Origin of the sequence: Streptomyces sp. NPDC085866 (genome assembly GCF_044541035.1) — a bacterium.
Classification (GTDB): Bacteria; Actinomycetota; Actinomycetes; order Streptomycetales; family Streptomycetaceae; genus Streptomyces.
Genome location: NZ_JBITSQ010000004.1, coordinates 524,745 through 550,909, shown reverse-complemented (window position 1 = coordinate 550,909; position 26,165 = coordinate 524,745). Strand labels below are relative to the sequence as shown.

Below are 26,165 nucleotides of genomic sequence, written 5' to 3'. Positions count from 1 at the left end.
ATGACACCGCTCGCCACTACTGCATCCGACAGCGGCTCCGCCTCGGGCGACACCCTCACCCGGGACGCCCTCGCGGTGCTGCAGCCGGGATTCGACGGCACCACCGCGCCGGACTGGGTGCGCCGCCGCCTCGGCGAAGGCCTCGCCTCCGTCGCCCTGTTCGGCCGCAACGTCGTCACCGAGGAGCAGGTCACCGCACTCACCGCCGAGCTGCGCGCCGAGCGGGACGACCTGCTGGTGGCCATCGACGAGGAGAGCGGCGACGTCACCCGCCTGGACGTGCGCACCGGCTCCTCCTTCCCCGGCAACCACGCCCTCGGCGCCGTCGACGACCCCGGTCTCACCCGGGGCGTGGCCCGCGAGCTGGGCCGGCGGCTGGCCGCCTGCGGCGTCAACTTCGACTGGGCGCCGTCCGCCGACGTCAACGCGAACCCCGACAACCCCGTCATCGGCGTGCGCTCCTTCGGCGCGGACACCGCGCTGGTGGCCCGGCACACCGCGGCCTGGGTCGAGGGCCTGCAGTCCACCGGTGTCGCCGCGTGCACCAAGCACTTCCCGGGGCACGGCGACACCAACGTCGACTCACACCACGCGGTGCCGCGCATCGACGTGGACGCGGAGACGCTGTACGCGCGCGAACTGCCGCCCTTCCGCGCCGCCATCGCGGCCGGCACCCGGGCCGTGATGAGCGCGCACATCCTCGTCCCCGCCCTCGACCCGGACCGCCCCGGCACCCTCTCCCGGCGCATCCTCACCGAGCTGCTGCGCGGCGAACTCGGCTACCAGGGCCTGATCGTCACGGACGGCATGGAGATGCGCGCCATCTCCGGGACGTACGGCCTGGAGCACGGCGTGGTCCTCGCGATCGCGGCGGGCGCGGACGCGATCTGCGTCGGCGGCGGCCTCTGCGACGAGGCGACCGTGCTGAACCTGCGGGACGCGCTCGTGGCCGCCGTACGCTCCGGCGAACTGCCCGAGGAGCGCCTGGCCGACGCGGCCGCCCGGGTGCGGGAGCTGGCGCGATGGACGGCCGAGACCAAGAAGGACGCCGAAACCGTCGTACCCGAACCGGAGATCGGGCTCGTCGCGGCCCGCCGAGCGCTGACGGTGACCCGTCACGGCTCGGTCGCACCGGTCACCGAGCCGGTCCACGTGGCCCAGTTCAACCCGGCCCCGAACATCGCGGTCGGCGACGAGACCCCCTGGGGCGTGGCCGCCGAGCTGCTGCGGCTGCTGCCGGGCAGCACCGCCGGGTCCTTCAGCGGGCCCGACGCGGGCCGGGAGGCTCTCGCGGCCGCGGCCGGGCGCCGGGTCGTCGCCGTGGTCCGCGACGAGCACCGGCACGCCTGGATGGGCTCCGCCCTCGACACGCTGCTCGCCGCCGGGCCGGACACCGTCGTGGTCGAGATGGGCATACCGCAGGCCCCGCCGCGCGGCTCCCTGCACATCGCCACCCATGGCGCGGCCCGCGTCTGCGGGATCGCGGCGGCGGAGGCGGTCGTCAGGGGCTGAACCTCGCCGTCACCCGCTCAGGCCGACACCGGAAGTCTCACCGGTGTCGGCCTCTGCTTTGTTCAACCATCGGCATTTGAGCGGCAGTTGGGCGGCACTTTGACGGGGGTACCGACCGGTAATCGTTGACACCCTCAATTGGTCTAGTCCAGCTTGGGAGGGCGCTTCAGTTCGATCACCACGGAGTGACGGCATGCACAAGCCCACCCCCTACCTCCACCGAGCGGCCTCCGGCCGCCCCTACTTCAGCGCGGACGGCGAGACCTACCTCGCCCCGACACCCCTGCGCGACCTCGAGAAGTCCCGGCCCCTGCGGGTGCTGTCCGAGGAGGACTTCGCCTTCTGGCAGACGTACGGCTATGTCGTCGTCCGGGAGGCCATCACCCCCGGCGAGGCGAAGAGCCTGCTCGAGTTCGCCTGGGACTTCCAGGGCCTCGACCCCGACCGCCCCGAAACCTGGTACGAGGAACCGGAGTTCCGCTCCGAGCTCGACCAGCACCTGTTCATCTACGGCTTCGTGGAGGCGTACCACCACCAGCTGATGTGGGACAGCCGCCGGACGCGGCGCGTGTACGACGCCTTCGTGGACGTGTGGGACTGCGAGGAGCTGTGGGTCACCCTGGACCGGCTCAACCTCAACCCGCCCAATGTCCGCACCCGTTCCCGCTCCCTGATCGAACCCACCGACGAGGGCTTCGACATCGAGCTGCACTGGGACGTCGACACCACCCTCGCCGTGCTCCCGCAGCGGGTCCAGGGCATCATCGCCCTCAACGACACCAGGCCCGAACTCGGCGGCTTCCAGTGCGCGCCGGAGCTGTTCCGTCGCTTCGAGGAGTGGCGCGTCGCCCAGCCGGCCGGCCGCGACCCGATCCGGCCCGCGCTCGACCGCGCCGAGTTCCCCGTGGTCCGCCCCGACCTCCAGGCCGGCGACCTGCTGATCTTCAACGGTCTGCTGGCGCACGGCGTGGCACCGAACCACTCCGACAACGCTGTCCGGGCCGTCCAGTATCTGTCGATGATGCCCGCCCTGGAGGAGCACACGGAGCTGCGGAGGTCGCGCGTCGAGTCCTGGCGCACGCTCGGCACCCCCGACTGGAACGGCACCCTGCTCGGCGATGCGCGCAGGCCGGAGGCCCTCCGGTACGGCCCCGCCGAACTGGACGACCTGGGCCGCAAGCTGCTGGGCCTCGACCCCTGGGCGGCACGGTGAACCGGATCTGCCTGTGCCTGCCCACCAACCGGGCCTGCTCCGCCACCATCACCGCGATCCACCGGGAGGCCGCCTACGCCGCCGAGCAGTTCGGCGCGGACGTCCAACTCCTGATCCTGGACTCCTGCGACGACCTCACCCGCGCCGAGCACGCCCGCGTCGCGGCGGCACTGCCCCCGGTGGCGAACGTCACCGTGCACCACCTCGGCGAGGACCCGCAGCGCGACTTCCTGCGCCGCGTGATCCGGCGGGCCGGCCTGCCCGACCCGGACCGACTTCTCGGCCTCCTGCTCCCCGACGGTGTCTCCTACGGCTCCTGCACCGACCGCGCCTTCCTGCTGGCCACCGCCCTCGGTTGCCACTCGGTGCACCGCAGGGACTCCGACAGCACCTACCAACTCCTCGACGGAGAGCCGGTCTTCCCGGTCCACCACGAACTTCCGTGGCTGGGCAGGCCCGCCGCGCAGGCCTCGGCCTCCGTCACCCGCACGGACCTCGACCCGGCCCATGCGACGCGTCCGGTGTCCCTGGCCGGTGCCTCCTTCATCGGTGAACTCTCCGTCGACATAGCCGAGATACGAAGCCTGGACGAGGGCGTCTACCACGACGTGGTCGGCCTGTGGGCGCCCGCCGACTCGTCACCGGAGGACCGGCGGCAGCTGGTCGAGGAGTCCTTCACCGGAGCGGGCACGGCCCCCTTCACCGGCGACCACGCCACGCTGGCCCTCGTGGACCCGATGCGGGTCGACATGTGCAACATCGCCTTCCACCGCGACGTGTACGAGCGGATCCCGCTGCCCCCGGCCACCGACACCATCGGCAGCGACTACTTCCTCATCCACCTCGTCCACGACGCCACGCTCCCCGGCATCCTGCACAACCGGCACATCGAGAACTTCTACACCCCCGAACGCCGTACCGACGCGGGCTTCCTGGCCTACCAGACCCGGTTCGTGAAGTTCCTGCTGTCGATGCACTACTTCCACCACGTCTACGACCGGATGGCCGCCGAGGGCGCCCGGCTCCTCGACGACCGGCAGCACGTACGGGCCGACAGGATCGTGGAGTTCCTGCGCGAGAGCACCGCCCTGGACCGCGCCGAGAACGTGTGGCGCCTGGACCGCGTCGACACCGCCTACCGCAAACTTGGGGGCCGCTACGAGGAGTTCGCGGAGCGACTGGCCGCGCGCCGCCTGCAGCTGCTGGCCGAGGCCTGCCGGGACATCGAGGACTTCGCCCTGCTGACCGAGGCCTGGCCGCATCTGGTCGAGGCGGCCGGACACGAGGACTGGTGAGCGTGGAGATCAGCGCGCGGCTGGCCGCCGCACTGGCCGCCGCCCCGGCGGACCGCATCGTCTACGACCTCGACGGCATCGAGGCCCAGTACGACCGGCTGCTGGCCGAGCTGCCCGGCGTCCAGGTCCGTTTCGCCCTGAAGGCCTGCCCCGTGGACGAGGTGCTGCGGTGTCTCGCGGACCGGGGTGCCGGGTTCGACGCGGCCGGTCCCGCCGAGATCGTCCAGGCCCTGCACACCGGCGTGCCCGTGGAGCGGATCCACTACGGCAACACCGTCAAGTCCGACACGGACATCGCCGCGGCCCACCGGCTCGGCGTCCGCACCTTCGCCACCGACAGCGTGCAGGACGTGCGGGCGATCGCCGAACACGCCCCCGGCGCCCGGGTGTTCTGCCGCCTCGCCACCAGCGGGGACGGCGCCCTGTGGGGCCTGAGCCGCAAGTTCGGCTGTTCGGCCGAGGACGCCGCCGCGATCCTGGCCACGGCTCGCGCGTCCGGGCTCGTCCCGGCCGGCCTGTCCGTGCACGTCGGCTCGCAGCAGCTGACCTGCGAGGCCTGGCAGCAGGCCCTCGACTCCCTCGCCGAGGTGCTGGTGACGCTGGAGGCGCTGGGAGTCGTACCGGACCACGTGAACCTCGGCGGCGGCCTGCCCGCGCTCGGCTACCTCGACCGTCACGGCAACCCCCTCGACCCGCCCCTGGACAAGATCTTCACCGTGATCCGCGAGGGCATGGAGCGCCTGAGCGGCCTCGCCGCCGCACCGCTCCGTTTCGTCCTGGAACCGGGGCGGCACCTGGTCGCCGACCATGGTGCGGTCCGCGCGCACGTGTACCGGCTGACCGGGCGAGCGCAGCCGGACGGGACCCACGCCCGCTGGCTGTACCTGAGTGTCGGAAAGTTCAACGGCCTCTACGAGATGGACCAGTTGAGCTACCAGCTGGTCTTTCCCGCCCAGGCCGACGAGGACGACGGCGCGTACGTCTCCGCCGTCGTCGCGGGCCCGACCTGTGACAGCGACGACGCCTACGGCGGCGGCCGGCACCCGGTGCGCGTCCCCCGGGCGCTCGCCTCCGGCGACCCGGTCTGGATCCTGTCCGCCGGCGCCTACGCCACCAGCTACACGACCCAGGGCTTCAACGGCATCCGCCCGCTGCCGTGCGTCTGCACCCGCGGCCCGGAAGGACAACACTGAGATGAGAGACCTCGTACGGGGCATCACCGAGGCCGACTGGCCCCAGGTCGCCGCCCTGGAGGCCGGGGCGTACGCGGACACCGCGCTGACGGAGGGCGAGGCCGCGCTGCGGTCCCGGGCCGCGGCGGGCACCTGCTTCGTCCTGGACCTCGACGGCCGGATCGCGGGCTACGTCCTGGCCCTGCCGTACCCGATGTTCCGCTATCCGGACCTGACCCGGCCCGAGCGCGTGGCCCAGCACTCGGCCAACCTCCACCTGCACGACCTCGTCATCAGCGCGCCCCTGCGACGCAGGGGGCTGGGCAGCCGGCTGGTACGCCATCTGACGGACGCGGCCGGCGCCCGCGGTTTCCGGACGATGTCGCTGATCGCGGTCGGCGGCAAGGAGCCCTTCTGGCGAGCCAACGGCTACCGGGCGCACCGCGAGGCCCGGCTGCCGCCGAGCTACGGCAGCGACGCGGTGTACATGTCGGCCCGGGTGGCCGCGTACCGGGAGGCGAGCTGATGGAGAACTCCGACTTCCGCCGTGCCAAGTGGGCGATCGCGGCGCTGTTCTGCTTCCTCGGGTTCCAGTACGCCACCTGGGCCGCCCGGCTGCCCGCGCTGAAGACCAGGCTGGACCTGGGCGCGGGGGAACTGGGTCTGCTGCTGATGGCCTGCGGTGCGGGCGCGGCGGCCTCCTTCCCGCTCGTCGCCGTCCTGATGCGCAGGCTCGGCTCCCGACGGCTCTCCCTCGCCTCCGCCCTGTGCCTGGTGGCGCTGCTGGCGGCCCTCTCGGTGGTGCCGGACTATCCGCTCGCCCTGCTGGTCATCTGCGGTGACGGTGTCGCCGTCGGCTGCCTCAACGTCGCCATGAACGCGCAGGGTGCCGCCCTGGAGAAGGCGTACGGCCGCACCGCCATGTCCCAGCTGCACGCCACGTTCAGTGCGGGCCTGCTCGCCGCCGCCCTGCTCGCCTCCGGCATCACCGCCGTGACGGCGTCCGTTCCGGCCCACTTCGCGGTGGCGGCGGCGCTGTTGCTGCTTCTGCTGGCCTACGCGCGCCCGGGCCTCCTCCCGCACCCGGATGCCGGGCCCGCGGACCCGGAGACGGCACCGAAGCGGCGGGGGCGCCTGACCCTGCCGTCCGGGAAGACCCTGTTGATGGGCTGTGCCATGGCGTTCGGCACCATCACCGAGGGCGCCATGAACGACTGGTCGACGCTCTACATGCGGGACGTCGTCAAGGCCTCCTCGACGGTGGCGCCGCTGGGCATCGCGGTCGTCTCGGTCATGATGCTGCTCGCCCGGGTGCGCGCGGACCGCTGGCGCGGCCGCTGGGGCGACGGACGCGTGGTGCGCACGGGCAGTGCCGTGGCCGGCCTCGGCCTGGCCCTGGCCCTTTCGGCCGGCGGGGTGGTGCCCACCCTGCTGGGGTTCGCCTGCGTCGGACTCGGCGCGGCCGCCGTGACGCCGTGCGTGTACGTCGCCGCCGCCGAACGCGGCTCGGACGCGCTGTCCCTGGTCGCCGCGATGGGGACGACGGGACTGCTGGCCGGCCCCGGCGTGATCGGCTTCGTCGCGGGTGCGGGCGGTCTGACCCTGGGCATGGCCACGGTCGCGGCCTCGGCCCTGATCGTCACTCTGGCCGCCACCCGTATCCCGTGGCGGGACCGGGTCCCGGTGCCGGCCGGGTGACGTACCGGGGCACTAGACGGAGTACCGGAACCGGCTCCGGTACTCCGTCGGCGTCGTGTCGAGCCTGCGGCGGAACGCGCGGATGAGCGTGTCGAGGGTGTGGAAACCGCAGGCGGACGCGACGCGTTCGAGGGTGTCGTCCGTCGTCTCGAGCCGGTTGCGCGCCGCCTCGACGCGGGCGGACTCGACGTAGGCCGCGGGGGTCATGCCGAGTTCGGTCCTGAAGATCCGGCTGAGCTGCCGCTCGCTGACATGGGCGTGCTCGGCGAGGTCGGCGAGGGTCAGGGGAGCGGCGAGGTGCCGGGCGATGTGGTGCCGCAGGTCGTCCATGCGGCGCGTGGTCGACGCCGGCTCGATGGGGACGCTGAACTGGCTCTGGCCGCCGGGCCGTTTCAGGTACATCACCAGCTGCCGGGCGACACGCAGGGCGAGGGCCTCGCCGTAGTCCTCGGCGACCAGGGCGAGCGACAGATCGAGGCAGGCGGTGATGCCCGCACCGGTCCACACGGCGCCCTCCCGGACGAAGATCGGGTCGGCGTCGACCTCGACCGCCGGATGGTCGGCGGCGAGCTGCTGCGCGGTCGACCAGTGCGTGGTGGCGCGCCTGCCGTCCAGCAGCCCGGCGGCGGCGAGGAGATGGGCGCCGACACACACGGAGGCGACGCGCCGCGCCCGGCCGGCGAGTTCCTTCACCCAGCCGACGACGGACGGATCGGCGAGGGCGTGCACCCGCCGCTCGTCGTCGACCTCCACCGATCCGGGAACCAGCAGGGTGTCGATCGCGCGCCCCGACACCTCCCGGAAGGTGGTGTCGGGCAGGACGCGCACCCCGGCGGCGGTGGTGACCGGGTCCATGGTCTCGGCGGCCAGGACGACCTGATACCCGGTCTCGTCGTCGGTCTCCCGCCGGAGCAGTGAGAAGACCTCCGGTGGACCGGTGACGTCGAGCAGGTCGACGTCGGTGAAGAGCATGATGACGATCAGCCGGTTGATGCCGCCCATGAGCTCCGTCCCCCGTGGTGTCCGGATCTGCAAGTTACATGACATTGTTGCCATGCCGGGGCGGCTCCTAGCGTGGAGCCGTGACCACGACAACTCTGCGTGAACTCAACGGACTCGACCGGACGCCGGCCTCGTTGGCCGATGCCACGCTGATCCTGATCGACTACCAGAACACCTACACCCGTGGCGTGATGGAGCTGGCGGGCTGGCCGGAGGCCCTCGACGCCGCCGCCGACCTCCTCGCCCGGGCCCGCGCCGCCGGCGCGCGGGTCATCCACGTCATCAACGACGGCGGCGAGGGAACCCCGTACGACATCCGGGCCGAGATCGGGCAGATCCACCCCCGCGTCGCCCCGGCCGAGGGCGAGCCGGTCGTCGTCAAACAGCTGCCCGACGCGTTCCGCCACACCGACCTGGGCGACCGCGTCGACGCCGCCGGCCACACGGACGTCGTCATCGCCGGGTTCATGACCCACATGTGCGTGGCCTTCACCGCCCAGGGCGCGTTCCTGCGCGGCAACCGGCCCACCGTCGTGGCCGACGCCTCCGCGACCCGCCCGCCGCACACCACGGTGGCCCAGGTGAGCGCCGAGCAGCTCCACCACAGCGCCCTCGCCACGATCGAGGACCTGTACGGGGTGGTAGTACCGTCGGCGTCCGCGCTGAGCTAGCGCCGGTCCGGCGGATCAACCGGCGGGGATGCAGAAGCGCCTCGCCGACGCGGGCGTGCGGGACCACGGGGGTGCCCCGCACGTCCGCCACGGCCGTCCCACCCATCCTCCAATCCGCCGCTAGTCCCCGTTGTCAATCTCGCTTCGGCTTGCTGCCGCGGGCCCACAGAGTCAGCGTCTCCGTCACCGAAGCGAGGTAGAACCGATGGCTGAAGGCCGCGTCGACACCCACCACCACGTGCTGCCGCCCGCCTACCGGAACTGGCTGATCGAGAAGGGCCTGTACAAGGCGCGGCCCGTGCCGTGGAGCGTGCCCCGCACCGTCCGGATGCTGGACGACCACGGCATCCGGACGGCGATCGTCTCGACGGCACCGATCGGGCTCCGGCTGGACGCCGAGGACCTCGCCCCCAAGGCGCGCGAGGTCAACGAGTTCACGGCCGAGATGGCGAAGGACTACCCGGACCGGTTCGGCTTCTTCGCCACCCTGCCCCTGCCGAACGTGGACGCCGCCCTCGAGGAGATCCGCGTCGCCTACGACGAGTTCGGGGCCGACGGCGTCCTGCTGCCGACCAACGTGCACGGACGCTACCTGGGCGACCCCGAGTTCGAGCCCGTCTTCGAGGAGCTGAACCGGCGCAACGCCGTCCTGTTCACGCACCCCACCGGCGTCGGCGGCACCCCGGCACCGGGCATCCCCTCGTACGTCGCGGACTACCTCCTGGACACGGTGCGCACGGCGATCGACCTGGTGCGTACCGGACGCACGATGAAGTACCCGAACGTGCGCATCATCCTGTCCCACGGCGGCGGCTTCGTGCCGTTCGCCGCCCACCGCATGGCCACCGCGCCCGCCACCTGGGGCGACCTCAGCACGGCCGACGTCGTGGAGCAGATGCGCTCCTTCTACTTCGACACGGCCCTCACGGCCAGCCCCTCCAGCCTGCCCAGCCTGCTCGCGTTCGCCAAGCCCGGGCACGTCCTGTACGGCAGCGACTGGCCGTTCGCCGAGGAGGAGATCCCCTACTACAACGGCTTCCTCGACACGCACGACATGACGTCCGAGCAGCGTGACGGCATCAACTTCGCCAACGCCCAGGCGCTGTTCCCTGGCCGGATCAAGTGACCGGCTTCCACTCCGCCACCGGCCGGAAGTACGTCCTGCTGCCGCCGGGGATCGGCGAGCAGATGAACATCTTCGGCAACAGCTTCTCGATGAAGCTGAGCGGCGACGACACGGACGGCTCCCTCGCCATGATCGAGGCCGTCTTCCCGCCGGGCGGCAACGCCCCGCCCCACCTGCACCGCACCCACACCGAGGCGTTCTACGTGGTCAGCGGGCGCTTCGAGGTGCTGACCGGCGACGAGCTGATCGAGGCAGGACCCGGCGCGTTCTGCTACGCCCCGCGCGGTGTGCCGCACGCCTTCAGGAACATCGGCGACGAGCCGGGCACGCTCCTCAGCGTCATCAACCCGGCCGGATACGAGAACCACTTCCGGGAGATCGACGCCGTCCCGCCCGGACAGGCCACCCCTGAGGTGCTCAAGGAGATCTTCGACCGCTACGACCAGGAACCGGCCTGACGGCCCGTACTGGTCCCGCACGAGCAGCAACTGGAGAGGAGGCTCCATGGACGACCGGCAACTGGGCGGCGGCGGACCGAAGGTGTCCGCACTCGGCCTGGGCACCATGGGCATGGGCGGTTCGTACGGACCGGCCGACGAGGCCGAGGCGGTGGCCACGGTACGGCGCGCCCTCGACCTGGGCGTGACCCTCGTCGACACCGCGGACTTCTACGGCCCCGACGGGGCGAGCGAGAAGACCGTGGGCAAGGCACTGGCCGGCCGGCGGGACGAGGCGGTCATCGCCTCCAAGACCGGCATGGTGGCCGTCCCCGGCGGCCCCCCGCGCGTCAACGGCCGGCCGGATTTCATCAAGACACGGATCGACGCGTCGCTGACCCGGCTCGGCACCGACCGCATCGATCTGTACTACCTCGCCCGCGTCGATCCCGACGTACCCGTGGAGGAGTCGATCGGGGCGCTCGCCGAGCTGGTGGCGGCGGGCAAGGTCGGGCAGATCGGCCTGTGCGAGGCCTCCGCCGCCACGGTGCGCCGGGCCCACGCGGTCCATCCGATCGCCGCGGTGCAGACGGAGTACTCGCTCTGGGAGCGTCACGTCGAGCGGGAGATCCTGCCCACGCTCCGCGAACTGGCCGTGTCCCTGGTCGCCTACCGGCCCCTGGGCAGCGGGTTCCTGAGCGGTGACCTGACCATGGACCGGCTGGCCATGGCGGACTTCCGGCGCAACGACCCCCGGCTGCAGGGGGACAACCTCTACAAGAACATGACGCTGCTCCCGGTCCTGTACGAACTGGCCGAGAACAAGGGCGTCACCCCGGCGCAGCTCGCGCTCGCCTGGCTCCTCGCCCGGGGCGAGGACGTCATTCCGATCCCGGGCACCAAGCGCCGTACCTACCTGGAGCAGAACGCGGCCTCCCTGGGCGTCGAGTTGACCCCGGACGAGGTCCAGGGGCTCGCCGAGGCGATCCCCGCCGCCCGGGGCGAGCGCTACCCGGCACCGCTGCTCAGGACGATCGACGTCTGACGCGGCTTGTTCCTTCCCGCTCCCCGGTGTGCCGGAGGCCGTCCGTCATCCGCGCGGACGGCCTCCCGCGCTCGCCTACCACGGCCCGAAAGGAATGCTGCCATGAAGGTCACACACACCACCGCCGTGCGCGCGCCCGCCGCCCAGGTGCGGGAACTGGTGGCGGACGTCCGGTGGTGGCCGCTGCTGTTCGAGAACATCGTGCACGTCGAGGTGCTGGCGCGGTCCGACGACGCGGACCGGCTGCGGCTGTGGGCCGTGGACGTCGACGCGGCCTTCGCGGCAGCCGCCTCGACCGGCCGCGACACCGCCGCTCCCGGAGTCCTGCGCAGCTGGACGGCCCGGCGCACTTTCGGGCGGACCGGTGTGCCCACCATCGCCTTCCGCCAGGAGGCGCCGCAGCCGCCGCTGCTGTCCATGGGCGGCACCTGGGAGTTCCGCGCGGTGCCGGGCACGGACACCTGCGAGGTGACGCTGACCCACGAGGTGGAGGCCGACGGCGGCACGGACCGGCACCCCTGGGTCCGGCCCATGGTCGAAGGCGCCACCGACTCCCAGCTCGCGGGCCTGCGGGCCGCGGCGCACCTGCCGTACGGCATCGACCGCTCCGTGGCCGACCTCAGCGCTGCCGTGGGCGTTCACGGGGGCACCGCCGCCCCCCACGACGTCCTCGCGAACCTCGACACGCTGCCGGCGACCTCGGACACCCTGCGGGTTCCGCTGGCCCCCGACGCCTTCCTGGCCGCCGAGCCCGGGCGGCGGGGTTTCCGGCTGACGGTCTGCCTCGGCCTGCCCGGCGGCCGTGTCGTCACCAAGCGGCTCAGGCCGCCCGCCGCCCTGCTCGCCCTCGTCGACGAGTGGACGGTGAACCCCGGCACCGGCTCCGCCGGCGGACCGCAGGCCGGCGTCCACCGCAGGGCGCTGCTGTCCGCGGCGCGGCACGGCCTGCCGGGCCACGACCGGGTGGCCGAGCGGCTGCGCTCCTGTCTCGCGGCGGACGCCCGCGACCGCCTCCAGCGGCTGGCCGCTCGGAGCACCGTCGCCGCGTGAGCGACCGGCCCGGCCCCGCACCGGGGCCGGACCACCGCACCTTCCGACCGCACACCACGCCGAAAGGAACGACCATGGTCACCCTGATCAACAAGTTCACCGTCAACGGCGACTTCGACGAGTTCGAGCGGATCTGGGCACAGAGCGCCGACTTCATGCGCTCCCAGAAGGGTTTCATCGGCTTCAAGCTGCACCGCTCGCTGAGCCGCCCCGACGTCTACGTCAACGTTGCGCTCTGGGAGTCGCAGGCCGACCATCAGCGGGTCCTGGCGAGCCCCGAGTTCGCCGAGCACATCAAGGAACTCGCGGCCGTCGCCGTTCCCGACCCCGACCTGTACACCGTGGTGCTCGAAGGCGCTCCGGCCCAGTGAGCCGCCGGCTGCTCATCGCCGGTGCGACCGGCCTCGTGGGCACCGCCCTGGCGGAGGCCGCCGCGGCCCAGGGGACGGGACTCGTCCTGCTGGGCCGCTCGGCCGACCGGCTGAATGCGCCGGCGGCCCGGCTCGAAGCCGAACACGGCGTTCCCGTGCTGTCCCTGGAAGCCGACGTCACCGACCCGGCGTCGCTGGACCGCGCCGTGCGCCGGGCCGAGGCGGCGGGGCTGGACCGGCTGGACGCCGTGGTCAACCTCGTCACCGGATACCAGGGGCGTCCCGTCCCCGCCGGTGACCTGTCGCCCGAGGAGTTCCGCCGGGTCCTGGAGACCGATGTCACCGGGAGCTTCCTGCTCGTACGGGCCTGGCTGAAGCTGCTGCGGGCAGCGCCGGCCGGCCGCGTGGTGCTGGTCTCCTCGGTGGCCGGACTGCGCGGGCGGCCGATGGCGGTCCACCTGTGCGCGGCCAAGGCGGGGGTGAACGGCCTGGCCCTGGGGCTGTCGGCCGAACTCGCCGCCGAGGGCATCGGCGTGCGCTGTGTCGCGCCCGGCCCGATCGCCCGGCCAGGCGTCGGGCATCCGCCCTCGCCGATCCCCCCGACCACCCCCGAACGCGTGGCCGACGCCGTGCTCCGGCTCACCGGCGCCGACGCGGAGCTGCGCGGCGAGCCCGTCATCGTCACCGGGGAGGCCGGCCCGCAGGATCCGGCGCTCCACCCGTCCCCCCTCATGGAGGCGAAGCCATGACCACCTACGACGACACGGTCCGCGGCGAACCGGCGCGGCTCGGGCTCGACGGCAGGGTGGCCCTGGTCACCGGGGCCGCCCGCGGTCTGGGCCGTGCCATCGCAGCCCAGCTGTGCGCGGCCGGCTGCGACGTGTACCTGAACTACCACCGCGACGAGGAGAGCGCCCGGCGCACCGTCGAGGAACTGGCCGGGCTGAAGGGCACGGCGGTGGCGGTCCGCGCCGACGTACGGGACGGAGCCGAGTTCCAGGGCCTGCTGGAGAAGGTGGCGGCGGAACGGGGCGGCCTGGACGTCTTCGTGCACAACGCCGCCACCTTCCGGCACAACACGGCCGTCGGCCCCGACCTGGACGCCTTCCGCTCCGAGCTCGACCTCGCGCTGAACCCCCTGCTGACGGGCGGTCCCAGGCTCGCCGAGCTGATGGCGGGACGGCCGGGGCGCATCGTCGTCGTCTCCAGCAACGGGGCGCACTCGGTGATACCCGGCTATCTGAACGTCGGTGTCGCCAAGGCCGCCCTGGAGAACCTGGTGCGCTATCTCGCCGTGGAACTGGCCGGGCAGGGCATCGCCGTCAACGCGGTGGCCACCGCTCTGCTGGACAAGGGCGAACTCACGGCGAACCGGAGCATCGCCGAGTTCCTCGGCCGGCGCACCCCGGCCGGGCGGCTGACCACCCCGCAGGACGTGGCCGAGTTCATCACGCTCCTGGCCACGGACCAGGCGGCCTGGCTGCACGGACAGGTGATCACGGTGGACGGCGGGCTCGGCCTGCTGGCCTGAGCACCCCCGCCCCGTCCCCGCTCCTCCCTCTTGCCCTCTTCGCCCGCAAGTCCCGCTAGGAGCACCGATGGAACACATGGAAACCGACTTCTGCGTCGTGGGCGGCGGCCCCGGCGGGCTGGCCCTGGCCCTGCTGCTGTTGCGCTCGGGAGCCCGGGTCACCGTCGTCGAACGGACCCGGTCCTTCGAGCGGGAGTTCCGCGGCGAGATCCTCCAGCCCGGCGGCATGCTGCTCCTGGAGCAGCTCGGGGTGCTCGACCGGGCCCGGCGGCGCGGCGGCTACCCGCTGCGCCGCTTCCAACTGGTCGAGCACGAACGGGTGTTGATGGACATCGACTACCGCCAGCTGCCCGCACCGCACGACTTCCTGCTGAGCATGCCCCAGCTGCACCTGCTGGAGGAACTGCTCACCGCCTGCCGGGAGCACCCGGACTTCAGCTATCTCGAGGGCCAGTCCGTCACCGAACTGCACCAGGAGGGCGGCCGGGTCGCCGGGGCCGTCGTGGGACGCGGCGAGCAGCGCCTGAGGATCGACGCGCACGTCACCGTGGGCGCGGACGGGCGCTACTCCAAGGTGCGCAGGCTCGCCGGACTCGGCTACACCCGCGTCGACGCGTTCAAGCACGACGTCCTGTGGTTCAAGGTGCCGTCGGACGGCCGCACCGCGCACGACATCAGGGTCTACCGGTCCGCGGGGAACCCCGTCCTCATCTACGACTCCTACCCCGACAGCATCCAGATCGGCTGGACCCTGCCGCACGGCGGATACAAGGAGCTGTCGGCCGAGGGGTTCCCCGCCCTGGTCCGCAGGATCGAGGAGGCGGTGCCGATCTACGCCGACCGGATCCGGGCCACCCTCACCGGTCCCGGCGACCTGAGCCTGCTGGACGTGTTCGCCGGCAGCGCCGACAGCTGGGTGACCGACGGCCTCGTGCTGATCGGAGACGCCGCCCACACCCACGGCCCGATCGGCGCCCAGGGCATCAACCTCGCCCTGCAGGACGCGGCCGTGCTGCATCCCGTGCTCATCGCCTCGTGGCACGACAAGGACGCCGGGCAAGAGCGCCTGGCGGCGTACGAGACGGCCCGCCGCCCGGACATCGACGCGGTGTTCTCCCTGCAGGCCAGGCAGAGCGCGGCGATGCTCACCCACGGCGGGCTGAGCGACCGCATCCGGCCGCTCGTGGCCCGTCTCCTCGCCCACACGCCGGTCTACCGGAAAGTCCTTCAGCAGATCGCCTTCGGGCGCACCCCCGTGCGCGTGCGCGCGGACCTCTTCACCGAGCAGACAGGGAGCCAGGCAGCGTGAGGATCGTCGATCTCTCGTCCCCCATCGACGCGGCGGGCTGGGAGCCCGACACGGTCCGGCACCGTGTGATGTCGCCCGCCGAGGGGGCCCGGCACTGCGCGTCCGAGATGCACGAACACTTCGGCATGCGGATCTCCCAGGACGACTTCCCGGACGGCGAGTTCCTCAACAACGACTTCCTGGAACTGTCGGCCCACACGGGCACCCACGTCGACGCCCCCTCGCACTACGGTTCCCGCACGACCTACGGCAGCGGCCGCCCCCGGAACATCGACGAACTGCCCCTGGACTGGTTCCACCGGCCCGGCGTCGTCCTGGACCTCACCGGCCGCCCGGCCGGCACGGTGGACGCCGACGTCATCGCCAAGGAACTCGCGCGGATCGACTACCGGCCGCAGCCCCTGGACATCGTCCTGCTGCACACCGGCGCCGACCGACGGGCCGGCACGATGGAGTACTTCACCGACTTCGTCGGCCTCGACGGATCGGCCACCGACCATCTGCTCGATCTCGGGGTGCGGGTGATCGGAACGGACGCCTTCAGCCTGGACGCCCCCTTCACCCACGTCGTCGACGCCTACCGGCGCACCGGCGACCGGGACGTGCTCTGGCCCGCCCACATGGCGGGTCGCCGCAGGGAGTTCTGCCAGATCGAGCGGCTGTCCGGCCTGGGGGAGCTGCCGCAGCCGTACGGCTTCACCGTCAGCGCCCTGCCGGTCAAGATCAAGGGCGCGGGCGCGGGCTGGGCGCGGGCGGTCGCGCTGCTGTCCGACTGACCCCTCGCCCCCGATACGACCACGGGCTTCGGCCTCCCCGCTCGGGGAGGCCGAAGCCCGTGGTCGTATCGGGAGGGCTCACTCAGGGACGGCCGCCGCGCCCTGCACCACCAGGGCCTCGCCCGACCCGTCGAGGTGCCGGTCGCGCAACTCCCGGCGCCGCACCTTGCCGTTGGGGGAGCGGGGAATCGACGGCACCGCCTCGGCGTACCGCACCTGCTGGAAATACGGGAGCCGGGAGTTCGCCAGCCGGCACACCTCGGCCAGTGCGCCGGACCCCTCCGTCCCGGCACCGGTGCGGAACACCACCAGGGCGTGCGCCACCGCGCCGGCGTCGCCCTCGGGGTGGTCGAAGACGACACAGTCGGCGACCAGCGGGTGCCGGCGCAGCGCGCGTTCCGTCTCCGACGGTGAGACGAGCCAGTTGTGGTACTTGAACACGTCCTTGAGCCGGTCGACGAGGAACAGCCGGCCGTCCGGCTCGATGCGGCCCACGTCCCCGGTGGAGAACCAGCCGTCCGGCTCCACCCCGCCCGTCTCCGGGGCGCCGAGGTAGCCGCGCATCACCTGCGGCCCCCGCACCTGGACCTCGCCGGTCTCGCCGCCCGGCAGGACCTGCCGGGTCTCCACGTCCACCACCCTGCACTCCGTCCCCCGGACGGGGCGGCCCACGGAGCCCGGCACCGGCCGGCGCGGATCGTCGCAGTGGGTGAGCGGGGACGTCTCGGCCAGCCCGTATCCCTGGAAGACCGAGACACCGAAGTGCTCGGACAGCCGGGACGCGGAATCCGGGGACAGCGCGGAACCGCCGGACGCGATGTGGGCGACCGTGTCGAGCCGCAGGTCCGGCAGGCGCTCGTGCCGGGCCAGGAGCGCCAGCCGGAACGGCAGGCTGTACAGGTGCGTGGCGCGGTGCCGGTTGGCCGCGAGCACCGGCGCCGCCGGGTCGGGCTCGGTGCACAGCACCTGTGTCGCCAGCGCGTGCAGGGCCGAGTTCTGGTGCATGGGGTGGTAGGTGGGCAGGTGATTGACCGTCACCGAGTCGCCGTCCAGCGCGTGCGCCACCGCGATCTGATGGGCGTTCACCACGAGATTGCGGTGGGTCAGCCGGACCGCCTTCGGGCGCCCGGTCGTACCGCTGGTGAAATGGAGGCAGACCACGTCGTCGGGGCCCGGGGCGGCCGGCGGCCCCGCCGGATCCGGCGAGGCCGCGACGAGCAGCTCCGCCAGCCGTGGTGCGGGGGCGGGAGCGCCGGCCGGACCGAGCAGGAAGACGTGCTCCAGCTCGGGAAGACGGTCCCGGACCGCGGCCAGGCGTGCGTACAGGCCGCTGTCGACGAAGGCCGCACGCGCACCCGACAGGCCGAGCACGTGGACCAGGTCGTCCTCGCGCAGCAGCGGGTTGACCACGGCGGCCACATGTCCGCTGCGCGCCACCCCGAAGTACGCCACGGTGAAGTCCGGGTCGAGCAGGGCGGCGACCGCCACCACCTGGCCACGCCCCGGAAGCACCGTGCGCAGCACGCCGGCCAGCGCGCTCGCCGACTCGTCCAGTTCGGCGAAGGTCGCGACCCGGTCCGGGGCGACGACGGCCGGGTGCCCGGGCCGCGCGGCGGCGGCCCGGGAGAGCAGTCCGTCCAGGGTTTCCGGGAGCCGGGAGTCGTCCAGGGCCACGAACCCCGCGGTCGTGGGCAGCTCCGGCGACGGCTCAGCCACGGCGTGCCTCGGCGTACGCCTTGGCGTGCCGCAGCGTGGTCGTGCTGTTCGTGCTCAGGGCCTTCTGCACGAACGCCCGGGCGTCCGCCACCGTCGCACGCTCACCGAGGACCTTCGCGACGGCCTCGGCCCTGATCGTCACGCTGTGCCGGGAGGTCACCAGGACCCCGTCACCGTCCGCCGCCAGGGACCACTCACCGGTGTGGGCCGTCATCAGGGCGGGGGTCTCCGTCTGCTTGTACAGGATCCGCTCCCGGCCGAGCGCGACACGGATGGAACGCGTGGTGTGCACCGAACCGTCCGCGGTCCGGGTGTCCATGCTCATCACCTGGATGCCGGTCGTGTCCTCCTGCAGTTCCAGGCGGTCCACGTGCGGCAGCCGGGAGGGCCATTCCTGCGCCTGGTAGAGGAAGTCGAAGACGTCGTCGGCCGAGCCGTCGACGCGCACCGTGTCCTCGAACGTCAGCTCCAGCTCGCCCAGCCGGGCGTACTGCTCGGCCAGCGCCCGGACGGCATCCAGCTCGGCGGCGCTGTTGCGGTCGGTGGCCCGGGTGATCCACTCGACGCCGGCGGGGTCGTCGTCCACGGCCCGGAAGTCGTGGGTCAGCTCCAGGTGCGAGGTGCCGTCCGCCGCGGGCGTGATGATCCACTCGCCCTGCATGTACGCGACCGGAGGCGAGGACACCTCCTGACGGAAGGTCACTCGCCGTGCCGCAGGGTCGAGTTCACGGCGTGAGATCCAGGTGCGGACCTCGCCGTTGGCGGTGGCCCAGATCTGGATGCGCTCGGTCGTGGCGGTCCGCTCCAGGTGCTCGACATGCACGTTGGGGGCGAAGCGCAGCGGCCATTGCGCGACGTCGGAGACGATCGCGTAGACCGCCTCGGGCGGTGCCTGCACGTCGACGGTGTGCGAGGTGTGGTGCACGGCGGGCTCGGCCGTGGCCGCGAGCTGCCGCTGGTCGGTCTGGGCCATCTGTGTCCTCCGGAAGGTCGGTGCGGTGCGGGACGGGTGCACGGGCTGCGGGATCAGTAGTTGCCCAGGCCGCCGCAGACGTTGATGGCCTGCGCGGTGATCGAGGCCGCGCTGTCGGAGACCAGGTAGCCGACCATGCCGGCCACCTCCTGAGGCGTGGAGTACCGGCCGAGCGGGATCTTGCTCTGGAAGCGTTCGAGGATCTCGTCCGTCGTGGTGTCGTAGGCGGCCGCGTATCCCTCCCGCACCCGCTGGGCCATCGGCGTCTCGACGTAGCCGGGGCAGACCGCGTTCACGGTGACGCCCGTCTTCGCCAGCTCCAGCCCGAGGGCCTTGGTGAAGCCGACCACGGCGTGCTTGGAGGCCGAGTAGGGGGCACCCAGCACGACACCCTGCTTGCCGCCGGTGGAGGCGATGTTGATGATCCGCCCCCAGCCGCGCCCGGTGAGGTCGGCCTGCCGCAGCGTCTCCCGCGTCATCAGGAAGACGCTGTGGAGATTGGTGTCGATCACGTCGTACCAGAGCTCGTCGCTGATGTCCGCGGTGACGCCGCCGCCACTGCGCCCGGCGTTGTTGACGAGGACGTCCACCGGACCGAAGCGGGCGGTGGCGGCCGACACCAGGGCCCGCACCTCGTCCGGGCGGCGCACGTCGGCGGTGGTGCCGTCCACTTCGAGGCCCTCGTCGGTCAGTGTCTTGACGGTGCGCGCCACGTCGTCGGCGCTGCGCGCGCACAGGAACACCCGGAAGCCCGACCCGCCGAGGTGCCGGGCCACGGCGAGTCCGATTCCGCTGGTGCCGCCGGTCACCAGAGCCACTTTTCGCTGCTCGCTCACGCTGTCCTCCGCTTGTCGGTCCGGCTGACGCCCGGTGTCCCCGGGCGCGGTTGAGCGTCGTCGGGGAGGTTCACCGAACCGGCTCGCAAACACCTGGAGAGGGGATCGATCCCGGGCGCGCTGCCCCACCGGCCCTGGACACCGTCGCGAGCCGGGTCGCCGAGCGTGGCGGGCGGTGCCGTGCCGACCGCGGCCCCGTGGACCCGAGCGAAGGGACGCCCCATGACAGTGACGGAACAGCCCCCGACCGGTGTCGGCGCCGACACCTACCACGAGATCCAGCAGTTCTACGCCCGGCAGATGCAGCTGCTCGACGACGGCCGGGTCGACGAGTGGGCCGCCACCTTCGCGCCCCAGGGGGTCTTCGCCGCCAACGCGCACCCCGAGCCCACCAGGGGCCGCGAGGCCATAGCGGCGGCCGCCCGCGCGGCGCACGAGCAGCTGGCCGCCGGCGGCATCCGGCGCCGCCACTGGCTCGGCATGGTCGCGGTGGACGGCCAGGACGGCACGCGGGTACGGGCGCGCTGCTACGCGCTGGTCTTCGAGATCCCGCGGGGCGGCCAGGCGGCCCTGCGGCTGAGCACCCTGTGCGAGGACGAGCTCGAACGGGGTCCGCAGGGCTGGCTGGTCAGCCATCGCGGGGTCACGCGGGACGACCTCGTCTGACGGCACCGGCCGGGTAAGTGCCGAAGGCCCACCCTCCTGACGGAGGGTGGGCCTTCGGCACGTGTGGGTCAGGCCGCCGCCTGCCCCTGCACGGTGTTCACGACCTCCAGGAGCGCGCGGGGCGTCTGCGCCTCGGAGACGGTCTCGTCGGCGAGCTGGATGCCGCGCTCACGCTCGATCAGGCCGATCAGCTGGAGCACGGCGACCGAGTCGTAACCGAGGTCGGAGAAGGAGACGTCGAGGACGTCGCCGTCCAGGAGCCCCGGCTCCTCCTCCCCGGCGCTCTCGCGCAGGAGCCGGGTGAGGTCGGAACGGGAGAAGGAGGACGAGGCGGACATGGGATTTCCTTTCTTCGGCTGACGGATCCACGGCTGACGGATCCGGGAAGGTGTGCGGGGCAGGTCAGGTCAGGTCAGTGCGGTGCGCGGACGACCGTGGCCGCGTTGAACCCGCCGTGACCGCGGGCGAGGACCAGCGCGGCACGGATCGGGCCGGGGCGAGGGGTGTCACAGACGAGGTCGAGCCGCGGGTCGTGCGATCCGGCCCCCACATGGACGGTGGGCGGGACGACGGAGTCCCGCACCGACATCAGGGCGGCGGCGAGATCGAGCGCCGCACCGCCGGCCTGCAGTCGGCCGGTCATGGTCTTCGGCGCGGTCACGGCCACCCCGCGCGCCCCGAACAGCTCGGTGAGGGCCTCGGCCTCCGCGCGGTCGGCGTCGGGCAGCCCTGCCGCGTCGGCGAACACGACGTCCACGTCCGAGGGTTCGAGACCCGCCTGCTGCAGAGCCGTCCGGGCCGCGCGCAGCAGCCCGGGAGCACCGCCGTCCGGGTCGAACGTGGCCGCGCAGCCCGCCACTTCACCGTAGACGCGGGCGCCCCGGGCGCGGGCCGACGCCTCGTCCTCGAGTACGAGGATGGCGCCACCCTCACCGACGATCTCGCCGCTCGCGTCGGGATGGAACGGCCGGTAGGCCCGCTGCGGGTCCGTCACACGGCTCATCCGGCCGCCCGCCAGGTGCGCGGCCCAGCCCCAGGGACACAGCGAACCGTCCACGCCGCCGGTGACGACCGCCTGGACACCCTTGCGCAGGTGCCGGCGGGCCTGCGCGACGGCGTCCAGCCCGCCGGCCTGGTCGGTGACGACCACGCCGCTGGGCCCCCGCAGCCCGTGGCGGATCGAGATCTGGCCCGTGTTCACCGCGTAGAACCAGGCGAAGGACTGGTACGCGCTCACGTGCGCACCGCCCTTGCTCCACAGGGCCTGCAGCTCCCGCTGCCCGAACTCGAATCCGCCCGCGGAGCTGGCCGTGACCACCCCGACCGCGTACTCGGGCAGCGTCTCGGGGTCGAGACCGGACTCCCCGGCCGCCTCCGCGGCGGCGGCCAGGGCCAGCCGGGTCATGTGGTCCGTCTGCGGCAGCAGCCGGTTCGGGATGTGCTCGGTCGGCTCGAATCCGGGTACCTCGCCCGCCAGTTGCACGGGATACCGGGACGGGTCGAAGCGGCTGATGCGCGCGATGCCGTTGTCGCCCCGGAGCGTGGCCGCCCACCAGGCCTCGCGCCCGAACCCGTTCGGCGCGGCCACGCCGATGCCGGTGACCACCGCGGCGCCGGTGGGGACCGGGGCACCGGCGGGGAGCCGCTCCGCGGTGCTGGTCGGCCTCGTCATGTCGTTCCGCCTCTCTCCGGGAAACCCTCGGGGCACTGACCGGACGTCCGCATCAGGCGGCCGCCATCAGCCGGGGACGGGTGAGCACCATGGCGCTCTGGAACCCGCCGAAGCCGCTGCCGACGCTGAGCACGGTGTCGTACCGCCCCTCCCGTGCCGTCAGGGGCGTGTAGTCCAGGTCGCACTCCGGATCCGGCTCGTGGAGGTTGGCGGTGGGCGGGATGACGTCACCGGCGACGGCCAGGGCGCTGGCGGCCACCTCCAGGGAGCCGATGGCACCGAGGGAGTGACCGATCATCGACTTGATCGAACTGATGGGGGTGCGGCGGGCGTGTTCGCCGAGACTGCGCTTGAAGGCCGCCGTCTCGTGCCGGTCGTTCTGCTTGGTGCCCGAGCCGTGCGCGTTGATGTAGTCCACCGCGCCGCCCGGAAGCCGCGCCTCGTCCAGGGCCACCCGGATGGCCTCGGCCATCTCCTTGCCGTCGGGGCGCAACCCCGTCATGTGGTACGCGTTGCAGCGCGAGGCGTACCCCGAGATCTCCGCGTAGGCCGTGGCGCCACGGCGCCTGGCGTGCTCCAGCTCCTCCAGGATCAGGACCGCGGCACCCTCGCCCAGGACGAAGCCGTTGCGCGTGCGGTCGAACGGCCGCGACGCGTGCTCGGGGTCGTCGTTGCGCGGGGTCGTCGCCTTGATCGCGTCGAAACAGGCCAGGGTGATCGGGGAGATGGGGGCCTCCGCCGCACCCGCGATCATCACGTCCGCCGCGCCCTCCCGGATCAGCTCCACGGCATGCCCCAGCGAGTCGAGCCCCGAGGTGCAGCCGGTGGAGATCACCGCGGCCGGGCCCCGGGTCCCGAAGTCCTTGGCCACCTCGGCCGCGAGGGAGCTGGGCACCAGGTACTCGTACAGGTGCGGGACCGCGTAGTTGTGGTCGACCAGCCAGTCCCGGCCGCCGTTGCTGACCACGCCGTACTCCGCGTCCAGGCTCATCGTGCAGCCGACGGCGCTGCCGATGGAGACACCGGTGCGCGTGGGGTCGAGGGCGTCGGCGAGCCCGCTGTCGGCGACCGCCTCACGGGCGCTGACCAGAGCGAACTGCGCCGCCCGGTCCAGCCGCCTGACCTCCTGCGGGGTCAGGCCCTGCACGACCGGGTCGAAGTCCACCTCGGCGGCCACCCGGGAACGGAAGGCCGATGCGTCGAACAGGGTCACCGTGCGCGTGGCGGTACGGCCCTCGGTGATCAGCGACCAGAAGTTCTTGGTGCCGACTCCGCCGGGAGCGACCACCCCGATGCCCGTGACGACGACCCGCCGCCTCATTTCTGCCATGACCTTCTCTCTCTGTGTCAGCTCTCTCTGTCAGCACCTGCGTCGTCCGGTCTCCGGTACGGCGCGTCCTTGCGGACCGAAGGTGACAACCGGGTCTCGACGGGTGCTCGAATACCGACTGACCGGGCCGGTCAGCCCGCGATGCGCAGGGCCGACTCCTGCACCGGGTGTTCGGGAAGGTCGAGCCCGGCGTCGCCGTTGAGAATCGCCTGCTGCAACCGGTGCAGGGCCGGGGACGGATCCATCGCCAGCTCCTCGCGGATACGGCTGCGCAGCCGCTGGAAGGTCTGCAGGGCGTCGCTGCGGCGGCCCGCCCGGCACAGGGCCAGCATGTACTGGGCCTGGAACCCCTCGTGCAGCGGGTACTGGGCGCACAGGCTGGCCAGGTCGCTCAGCAGCTCGTGGTGCCTGCCGAGCTTGAGGTCCGCCTCGACCCGCCGGCTCAGCACACTCAGCCGCTGCTCCTCCAGATGCCGTATCGCCGTGCTGAGCAGCGGCCCCGCCTGCACGTCCACCAACGCCTCGTCCCGCCACAGCGCGAGGGCGCGCCGGAAGTAGCCACTGGCCGCGCGGTGGTCGGCCGCGGCCATCGACCGGTGTCCGGCCGACGCGAACTGCTCGAACTCCTGGATGTCGATACGGCCGCCGTGGGTGCCCAGCAGGTAGCCGTTGCCCCAGGTGGCCAGAACCTCTCTGGACGGCGGACGCGAGCCGGCGCCGGCGCCCGCCCGCCCGTGCTCCGCCTCGTCGATGAGGTGCCGCAGCCGCAGGATGTACGTCTGCAGCGTCGTCAGGGCGCTGCGCGGCGGGCGCTGTTCCCACAGCTCCTCGAGAAAGGCCGACACCGACACCGTCTGGTCCGGGCGGAGCGCGAGGAGAGCGAGCACTTTGCGGGGCTTGGCCGCGGTGGGCACGATCGAGCGGCCCGCGTGGGTCACCGTCAGCGATCCGAGCACACTGATGTCCGTCATTGCGCCTCCCTGTGGTCCGTGGATGATTCCGGGAACGTGCGCGGGGAGCCGGTGGGCAGCCGCGCGAGGTGAGTGCGGAGGAGTGCGAGGAAGTCCGGGTCGGTGTGGAAGAAGTGACCCGCCGGCACCTCATGGCAGTGGAACGGGCCGGTGGTGTACCGGGCCCAGCCGAGCATGGTGGCCGGCCCGGCCACGGGGTCCCGGTCGCCGGCGAAGGCGAACAGGGGTACGGCCAGCCGGTCGTGGCACGCCGTGCGCAGGCTCTTGGCCAGCCGCAGGTCGTCGCGGATCACGTCCAGCGTCCGGCGCAGCAGCCCGGCGCGGCTCAGCACCTCCGCGGGCAGGCCGCCCAGCCGGCTCAGTTCGGCCAGCAGTCGGCGGTCGTCCGTGTCCCCCGTCAGCGCGAGCGCCGGCACCACGTGCGGGGGAGGACAGGCGCCGACCAGCACAGCCAGCGGGGGTCGCCCCCGCCGGGCCTGCCGCCCGGCGAACGCGTACGCCACCAGTCCGCCCAGGCTGTGCCCGTAGAGCAGGTAGGGCGCATCGAGCAGCGGCCCGAGGTCGTCGTCCAACCGGTCCAGCAGCGCCTCGTGCCGGGTGATGCGAGCCTCGTGCAGCCGGGTCTCCCGGCCCGGCAGCCGTACCCCCAGCGGCTGCCAGCGGGGGCCCAGGGCCCGCGGCCAGGAGGCGAAGGCGGAAGCTCCGCCGCCCGCATGGTGGAAGCACAGCAGGCGGACCGGGGAACCGGGAGGGGATGGGGCGAGGACAGTGGGATTCATGACAGGCCCCCGACCGGGAATCCGATGATCCGATGCCCGATCCGTCCGTGACCCGGGTACGGATCGGCGTGGGGTCAAACGGTCACCGCGGGGGCTGGACGGGGACTCGACGCCTGCTGGAGCCCTCAGGTCCGGTGGTGCGGGTGCCGCTGGTCAGCCGATGAGCACGGCCTCCTCCAGCACGCCGCCCCTGGCGATGGGTGCCGGGTCCGGGGAGAGCAGCGCCTGGTGCAGCTGCCGGATGTGCCGGGTCGGCTCCAGGCCCAGCTCCTCGATGAGGGTGCGGCGCAGCCGGTGGAACGCCTGCAGGGCGTCCGCGGTGCGCCCCGCGCGGTGCAGCGCCAGCATCAGCTGACCGTGCAGGCGTTCGTGCAGGGGATACGTCCCGGCCAGCGCCGTCAGCTCACCGAGCAGCGCGAGGTGGCCGCCGAGCCGCAGCTCGGCGGAGATCCGCAGTTCCCGGGCGCTGAGGCGGTCCGCCTCCAGGCGCGCCGACTCGATCTCGAGAGTGCGGCCGTGCCGGGCGTCCGCCACGACAGGGCCGCGCCACAGATCCAGCGCCTGGCGCAGCAGCCGGGACGCGGCGACGTGGTCGCCCGCCCGGAAGGCCCGCTGGCCGCGGGTGAAGAGGTCGTCGAACCGGCCCACTTCCGTGTCCGCGTGGTCGATCGTCAGCAGGTATCCGCCCCGTGAGGTCACCAGCACGTCCTTGGCCGGAGGTCCGTCGAGCGGAAGGACCTCCGAGAGCCCCCGGCGCAGCTGCAGCACGTACGTCTGGAGCGTCGTCAGCACGCTGCGCGGAGGCGCGGCTCCCCACAGCTCCTCGATCAGGACCTCCGTCTGCACCACGCGGCGAGGGTGCAGGGACAACAGGGCGAGGACCTGACGGGGTTTGCTGGCACTGGGCAACATGGATCGTCCGTCAACGGTGGCCGACATCGGACCGAGCAAACCGATCTCCATGTCCACGGTGGGCGTCTCCCTCGGCGACTCGTGCTTGGCAGGGGCGAAGCG

At 72.7% G+C, this 26,165-nt stretch carries 27 protein-coding genes; 17 read left to right on the top strand and 10 right to left on the bottom strand.

Annotated features, from left to right (window positions below):
• The 6 genes from ACIF83_RS12565 (at position 1) to ACIF83_RS12540 (ending at position 6,890) form a co-directional block, all read left to right on the top strand.
• A complete protein-coding gene (locus tag ACIF83_RS12565) occupies positions 1-1,512 on the top strand; it encodes a glycoside hydrolase family 3 protein (protein WP_398140893.1) in 1,512 nt (503 codons plus the stop codon).
• 193 nt (positions 1,513-1,705) lie between these two features.
• The gene (locus ACIF83_RS12560) at positions 1,706-2,725 is read left to right on the top strand and encodes a phytanoyl-CoA dioxygenase family protein (RefSeq protein ID WP_393473875.1); all 1,020 of its coding nucleotides are present in this window, start codon (positions 1,706-1,708) and stop codon (positions 2,723-2,725) included.
• Positions 2,722-4,020 carry a DUF6271 family protein gene (locus ACIF83_RS12555; protein WP_399726123.1) on the top strand — a complete coding sequence of 433 codons (1,299 nt, stop codon included), beginning with the start codon at positions 2,722-2,724 and terminating at the stop codon, positions 4,018-4,020. Before ACIF83_RS12560 ends, ACIF83_RS12555 begins: the two co-directional genes overlap by 4 nt.
• Entirely contained in the window at positions 4,017-5,213 is a 1,197-nt protein-coding gene (locus tag ACIF83_RS12550; RefSeq protein ID WP_399726120.1) for a type III PLP-dependent enzyme, read from the top strand. Before ACIF83_RS12555 ends, ACIF83_RS12550 begins: the two co-directional genes overlap by 4 nt.
• Before the next feature lies 1 nt (position 5,214).
• A complete protein-coding gene (locus tag ACIF83_RS12545) occupies positions 5,215-5,718 on the top strand; it encodes a GNAT family N-acetyltransferase (RefSeq protein WP_393473867.1) in 504 nt (167 codons plus the stop codon).
• Complete coding sequence (locus ACIF83_RS12540; protein ID WP_393473864.1) at positions 5,718-6,890, top strand: MFS transporter; 1,173 nt, start codon at positions 5,718-5,720, stop codon at positions 6,888-6,890. Before ACIF83_RS12545 ends, ACIF83_RS12540 begins: the two co-directional genes overlap by 1 nt.
• 12 nt (positions 6,891-6,902) lie before the next feature.
• On the opposite strand, the gene ACIF83_RS12535 is transcribed toward ACIF83_RS12540, so the two are convergent.
• The gene (locus tag ACIF83_RS12535; RefSeq protein WP_399726115.1) at positions 6,903-7,892 is read right to left on the bottom strand and encodes a GlxA family transcriptional regulator; all 990 of its coding nucleotides are present in this window, start codon (positions 7,890-7,892) and stop codon (positions 6,903-6,905) included.
• Between the two features lie 80 nt (positions 7,893-7,972).
• Here ACIF83_RS12535 and ACIF83_RS12530 point away from each other — a divergent pair, with 80 nt between their 5' ends.
• From ACIF83_RS12530 to ACIF83_RS12485, 10 genes are all read left to right on the top strand, one after another.
• Positions 7,973-8,563, top strand: coding sequence for an isochorismatase family protein (locus ACIF83_RS12530; protein ID WP_399726112.1), 591 nt, complete (start codon positions 7,973-7,975; stop codon positions 8,561-8,563).
• Between the two features lie 205 nt (positions 8,564-8,768).
• On the top strand, positions 8,769-9,689 hold the full coding sequence (locus tag ACIF83_RS12525) for an amidohydrolase family protein (protein WP_399726109.1): 921 nt from the start codon (positions 8,769-8,771) through the stop codon (positions 9,687-9,689).
• On the top strand, positions 9,686-10,147 hold the full coding sequence (locus tag ACIF83_RS12520; RefSeq protein WP_398140899.1) for a cupin domain-containing protein: 462 nt from the start codon (positions 9,686-9,688) through the stop codon (positions 10,145-10,147). The genes ACIF83_RS12525 and ACIF83_RS12520 overlap by 4 nt, the downstream gene beginning before the upstream one ends.
• Positions 10,148-10,193: 46 nt before the next feature.
• The gene (locus ACIF83_RS12515) at positions 10,194-11,171 is read left to right on the top strand and encodes an aldo/keto reductase (protein ID WP_399726106.1); all 978 of its coding nucleotides are present in this window, start codon (positions 10,194-10,196) and stop codon (positions 11,169-11,171) included.
• 102 nt (positions 11,172-11,273) lie between these two features.
• Positions 11,274-12,221, top strand: coding sequence for an SRPBCC family protein (locus tag ACIF83_RS12510; RefSeq protein ID WP_399726103.1), 948 nt, complete (start codon positions 11,274-11,276; stop codon positions 12,219-12,221).
• A 74-nt stretch (positions 12,222-12,295) separates the two neighbouring features.
• Positions 12,296-12,592, top strand: a complete 297-nt coding sequence (locus tag ACIF83_RS12505) for an antibiotic biosynthesis monooxygenase family protein (RefSeq protein ID WP_393473845.1) — start codon at positions 12,296-12,298, stop codon at positions 12,590-12,592.
• Positions 12,589-13,341, top strand: coding sequence for an SDR family NAD(P)-dependent oxidoreductase (locus tag ACIF83_RS12500; RefSeq protein ID WP_399726099.1), 753 nt, complete (start codon positions 12,589-12,591; stop codon positions 13,339-13,341). Before ACIF83_RS12505 ends, ACIF83_RS12500 begins: the two co-directional genes overlap by 4 nt.
• Positions 13,338-14,123, top strand: coding sequence for an SDR family oxidoreductase (locus ACIF83_RS12495; RefSeq protein WP_393473839.1), 786 nt, complete (start codon positions 13,338-13,340; stop codon positions 14,121-14,123). The genes ACIF83_RS12500 and ACIF83_RS12495 overlap by 4 nt, the downstream gene beginning before the upstream one ends.
• A gap of 67 nt (positions 14,124-14,190) precedes the next feature.
• Entirely contained in the window at positions 14,191-15,432 is a 1,242-nt protein-coding gene (locus ACIF83_RS12490) for an FAD-dependent monooxygenase (protein ID WP_399726095.1), read from the top strand.
• Positions 15,429-16,208 (top strand): cyclase family protein, encoded by a 780-nt coding sequence (locus ACIF83_RS12485; RefSeq protein WP_399726092.1) that lies wholly within the window; start codon positions 15,429-15,431, stop codon positions 16,206-16,208. The genes ACIF83_RS12490 and ACIF83_RS12485 overlap by 4 nt, the downstream gene beginning before the upstream one ends.
• 78 nt (positions 16,209-16,286) lie before the next feature.
• Here the strand turns inward: ACIF83_RS12485 and ACIF83_RS12480 are convergent, their stop codons facing one another.
• From ACIF83_RS12480 to ACIF83_RS12470, 3 genes are read right to left on the bottom strand one after another with little or no spacing between them, the layout of a single operon-like run.
• Positions 16,287-17,924, bottom strand: a complete 1,638-nt coding sequence (locus tag ACIF83_RS12480) for a class I adenylate-forming enzyme family protein (RefSeq protein ID WP_399726089.1) — start codon at positions 17,922-17,924, stop codon at positions 16,287-16,289.
• Entirely contained in the window at positions 17,917-18,897 is a 981-nt protein-coding gene (locus tag ACIF83_RS12475) for an aromatase/cyclase (RefSeq protein WP_399726086.1), read from the bottom strand. The genes ACIF83_RS12480 and ACIF83_RS12475 overlap by 8 nt, the downstream gene beginning before the upstream one ends.
• A gap of 53 nt (positions 18,898-18,950) precedes the next feature.
• Positions 18,951-19,733 carry an SDR family NAD(P)-dependent oxidoreductase gene (locus ACIF83_RS12470; RefSeq protein WP_393473824.1) on the bottom strand — a complete coding sequence of 261 codons (783 nt, stop codon included), beginning with the start codon at positions 19,731-19,733 and terminating at the stop codon, positions 18,951-18,953.
• A 222-nt stretch (positions 19,734-19,955) separates the two neighbouring features.
• On the opposite strand from ACIF83_RS12470, the gene ACIF83_RS12465 reads away from it, so the two are divergent.
• Entirely contained in the window at positions 19,956-20,399 is a 444-nt protein-coding gene (locus ACIF83_RS12465; RefSeq protein WP_393473821.1) for a nuclear transport factor 2 family protein, read from the top strand.
• A 68-nt stretch (positions 20,400-20,467) separates the two neighbouring features.
• Here the strand turns inward: ACIF83_RS12465 and ACIF83_RS12460 are convergent, their stop codons facing one another.
• The 6 genes from ACIF83_RS12460 to ACIF83_RS12435 form a co-directional block, all read right to left on the bottom strand.
• Complete coding sequence (locus ACIF83_RS12460; protein WP_393473818.1) at positions 20,468-20,737, bottom strand: acyl carrier protein; 270 nt, start codon at positions 20,735-20,737, stop codon at positions 20,468-20,470.
• 74 nt (positions 20,738-20,811) lie between these two features.
• Positions 20,812-22,071 (bottom strand): ketosynthase chain-length factor, encoded by a 1,260-nt coding sequence (locus tag ACIF83_RS12455; protein WP_398140907.1) that lies wholly within the window; start codon positions 22,069-22,071, stop codon positions 20,812-20,814.
• A 52-nt stretch (positions 22,072-22,123) separates the two neighbouring features.
• Entirely contained in the window at positions 22,124-23,392 is a 1,269-nt protein-coding gene (locus tag ACIF83_RS12450) for a beta-ketoacyl-[acyl-carrier-protein] synthase family protein (RefSeq protein WP_393474112.1), read from the bottom strand.
• 140 nt (positions 23,393-23,532) lie between these two features.
• Positions 23,533-24,372, bottom strand: coding sequence for a BTAD domain-containing putative transcriptional regulator (locus tag ACIF83_RS12445; RefSeq protein WP_399726080.1), 840 nt, complete (start codon positions 24,370-24,372; stop codon positions 23,533-23,535).
• Positions 24,369-25,151: a thioesterase II family protein gene (locus ACIF83_RS12440; RefSeq protein WP_393473810.1), complete on the bottom strand. Its 783-nt coding sequence runs from the start codon at positions 25,149-25,151 to the stop codon at positions 24,369-24,371. The genes ACIF83_RS12445 and ACIF83_RS12440 overlap by 4 nt, the downstream gene beginning before the upstream one ends.
• 153 nt (positions 25,152-25,304) lie before the next feature.
• On the bottom strand, positions 25,305-26,114 hold the full coding sequence (locus ACIF83_RS12435) for a BTAD domain-containing putative transcriptional regulator (protein ID WP_393474110.1): 810 nt from the start codon (positions 26,112-26,114) through the stop codon (positions 25,305-25,307).
• Between the last annotated feature and the right edge of the window lie 51 nt (positions 26,115-26,165).

Excerpts from the sequence above, each read along its gene's own strand:
- ACIF83_RS12565 (WP_398140893.1), top strand. The coding sequence starts at position 1 with ATGACACCGCTCGCCACTACTGCATCCGACAGCGGCTCCGCCTCGGGC.
- ACIF83_RS12560 (WP_393473875.1), top strand. The coding sequence starts at position 1,706 with ATGCACAAGCCCACCCCCTACCTCCACCGAGCGGCCTCCGGCCGCCCC.
- ACIF83_RS12545 (WP_393473867.1), top strand. The coding sequence starts at position 5,215 with ATGAGAGACCTCGTACGGGGCATCACCGAGGCCGACTGGCCCCAGGTC.
- ACIF83_RS12540 (WP_393473864.1), top strand. The coding sequence starts at position 5,718 with ATGGAGAACTCCGACTTCCGCCGTGCCAAGTGGGCGATCGCGGCGCTG.
- ACIF83_RS12535 (WP_399726115.1), bottom strand. The coding sequence starts at position 7,892 with ATGGGCGGCATCAACCGGCTGATCGTCATCATGCTCTTCACCGACGTC.
- ACIF83_RS12525 (WP_399726109.1), top strand. The coding sequence starts at position 8,769 with ATGGCTGAAGGCCGCGTCGACACCCACCACCACGTGCTGCCGCCCGCC.
- ACIF83_RS12515 (WP_399726106.1), top strand. The coding sequence starts at position 10,194 with ATGGACGACCGGCAACTGGGCGGCGGCGGACCGAAGGTGTCCGCACTC.
- ACIF83_RS12510 (WP_399726103.1), top strand. The coding sequence starts at position 11,274 with ATGAAGGTCACACACACCACCGCCGTGCGCGCGCCCGCCGCCCAGGTG.
- ACIF83_RS12505 (WP_393473845.1), top strand. The coding sequence starts at position 12,296 with ATGGTCACCCTGATCAACAAGTTCACCGTCAACGGCGACTTCGACGAG.
- ACIF83_RS12495 (WP_393473839.1), top strand. The coding sequence starts at position 13,338 with ATGACCACCTACGACGACACGGTCCGCGGCGAACCGGCGCGGCTCGGG.
- ACIF83_RS12490 (WP_399726095.1), top strand. The coding sequence starts at position 14,191 with ATGGAACACATGGAAACCGACTTCTGCGTCGTGGGCGGCGGCCCCGGC.
- ACIF83_RS12475 (WP_399726086.1), bottom strand. The coding sequence starts at position 18,897 with ATGGCCCAGACCGACCAGCGGCAGCTCGCGGCCACGGCCGAGCCCGCC.
- ACIF83_RS12465 (WP_393473821.1), top strand. The coding sequence starts at position 19,956 with ATGACAGTGACGGAACAGCCCCCGACCGGTGTCGGCGCCGACACCTAC.
- ACIF83_RS12460 (WP_393473818.1), bottom strand. The coding sequence starts at position 20,737 with ATGTCCGCCTCGTCCTCCTTCTCCCGTTCCGACCTCACCCGGCTCCTG.
- ACIF83_RS12455 (WP_398140907.1), bottom strand. The coding sequence starts at position 22,071 with ATGACGAGGCCGACCAGCACCGCGGAGCGGCTCCCCGCCGGTGCCCCG.
- ACIF83_RS12450 (WP_393474112.1), bottom strand. The coding sequence starts at position 23,392 with ATGAGGCGGCGGGTCGTCGTCACGGGCATCGGGGTGGTCGCTCCCGGC.
- ACIF83_RS12445 (WP_399726080.1), bottom strand. The coding sequence starts at position 24,372 with ATGACGGACATCAGTGTGCTCGGATCGCTGACGGTGACCCACGCGGGC.
- ACIF83_RS12440 (WP_393473810.1), bottom strand. The coding sequence starts at position 25,151 with ATGAATCCCACTGTCCTCGCCCCATCCCCTCCCGGTTCCCCGGTCCGC.
- ACIF83_RS12435 (WP_393474110.1), bottom strand. The coding sequence starts at position 26,114 with ATGGAGATCGGTTTGCTCGGTCCGATGTCGGCCACCGTTGACGGACGA.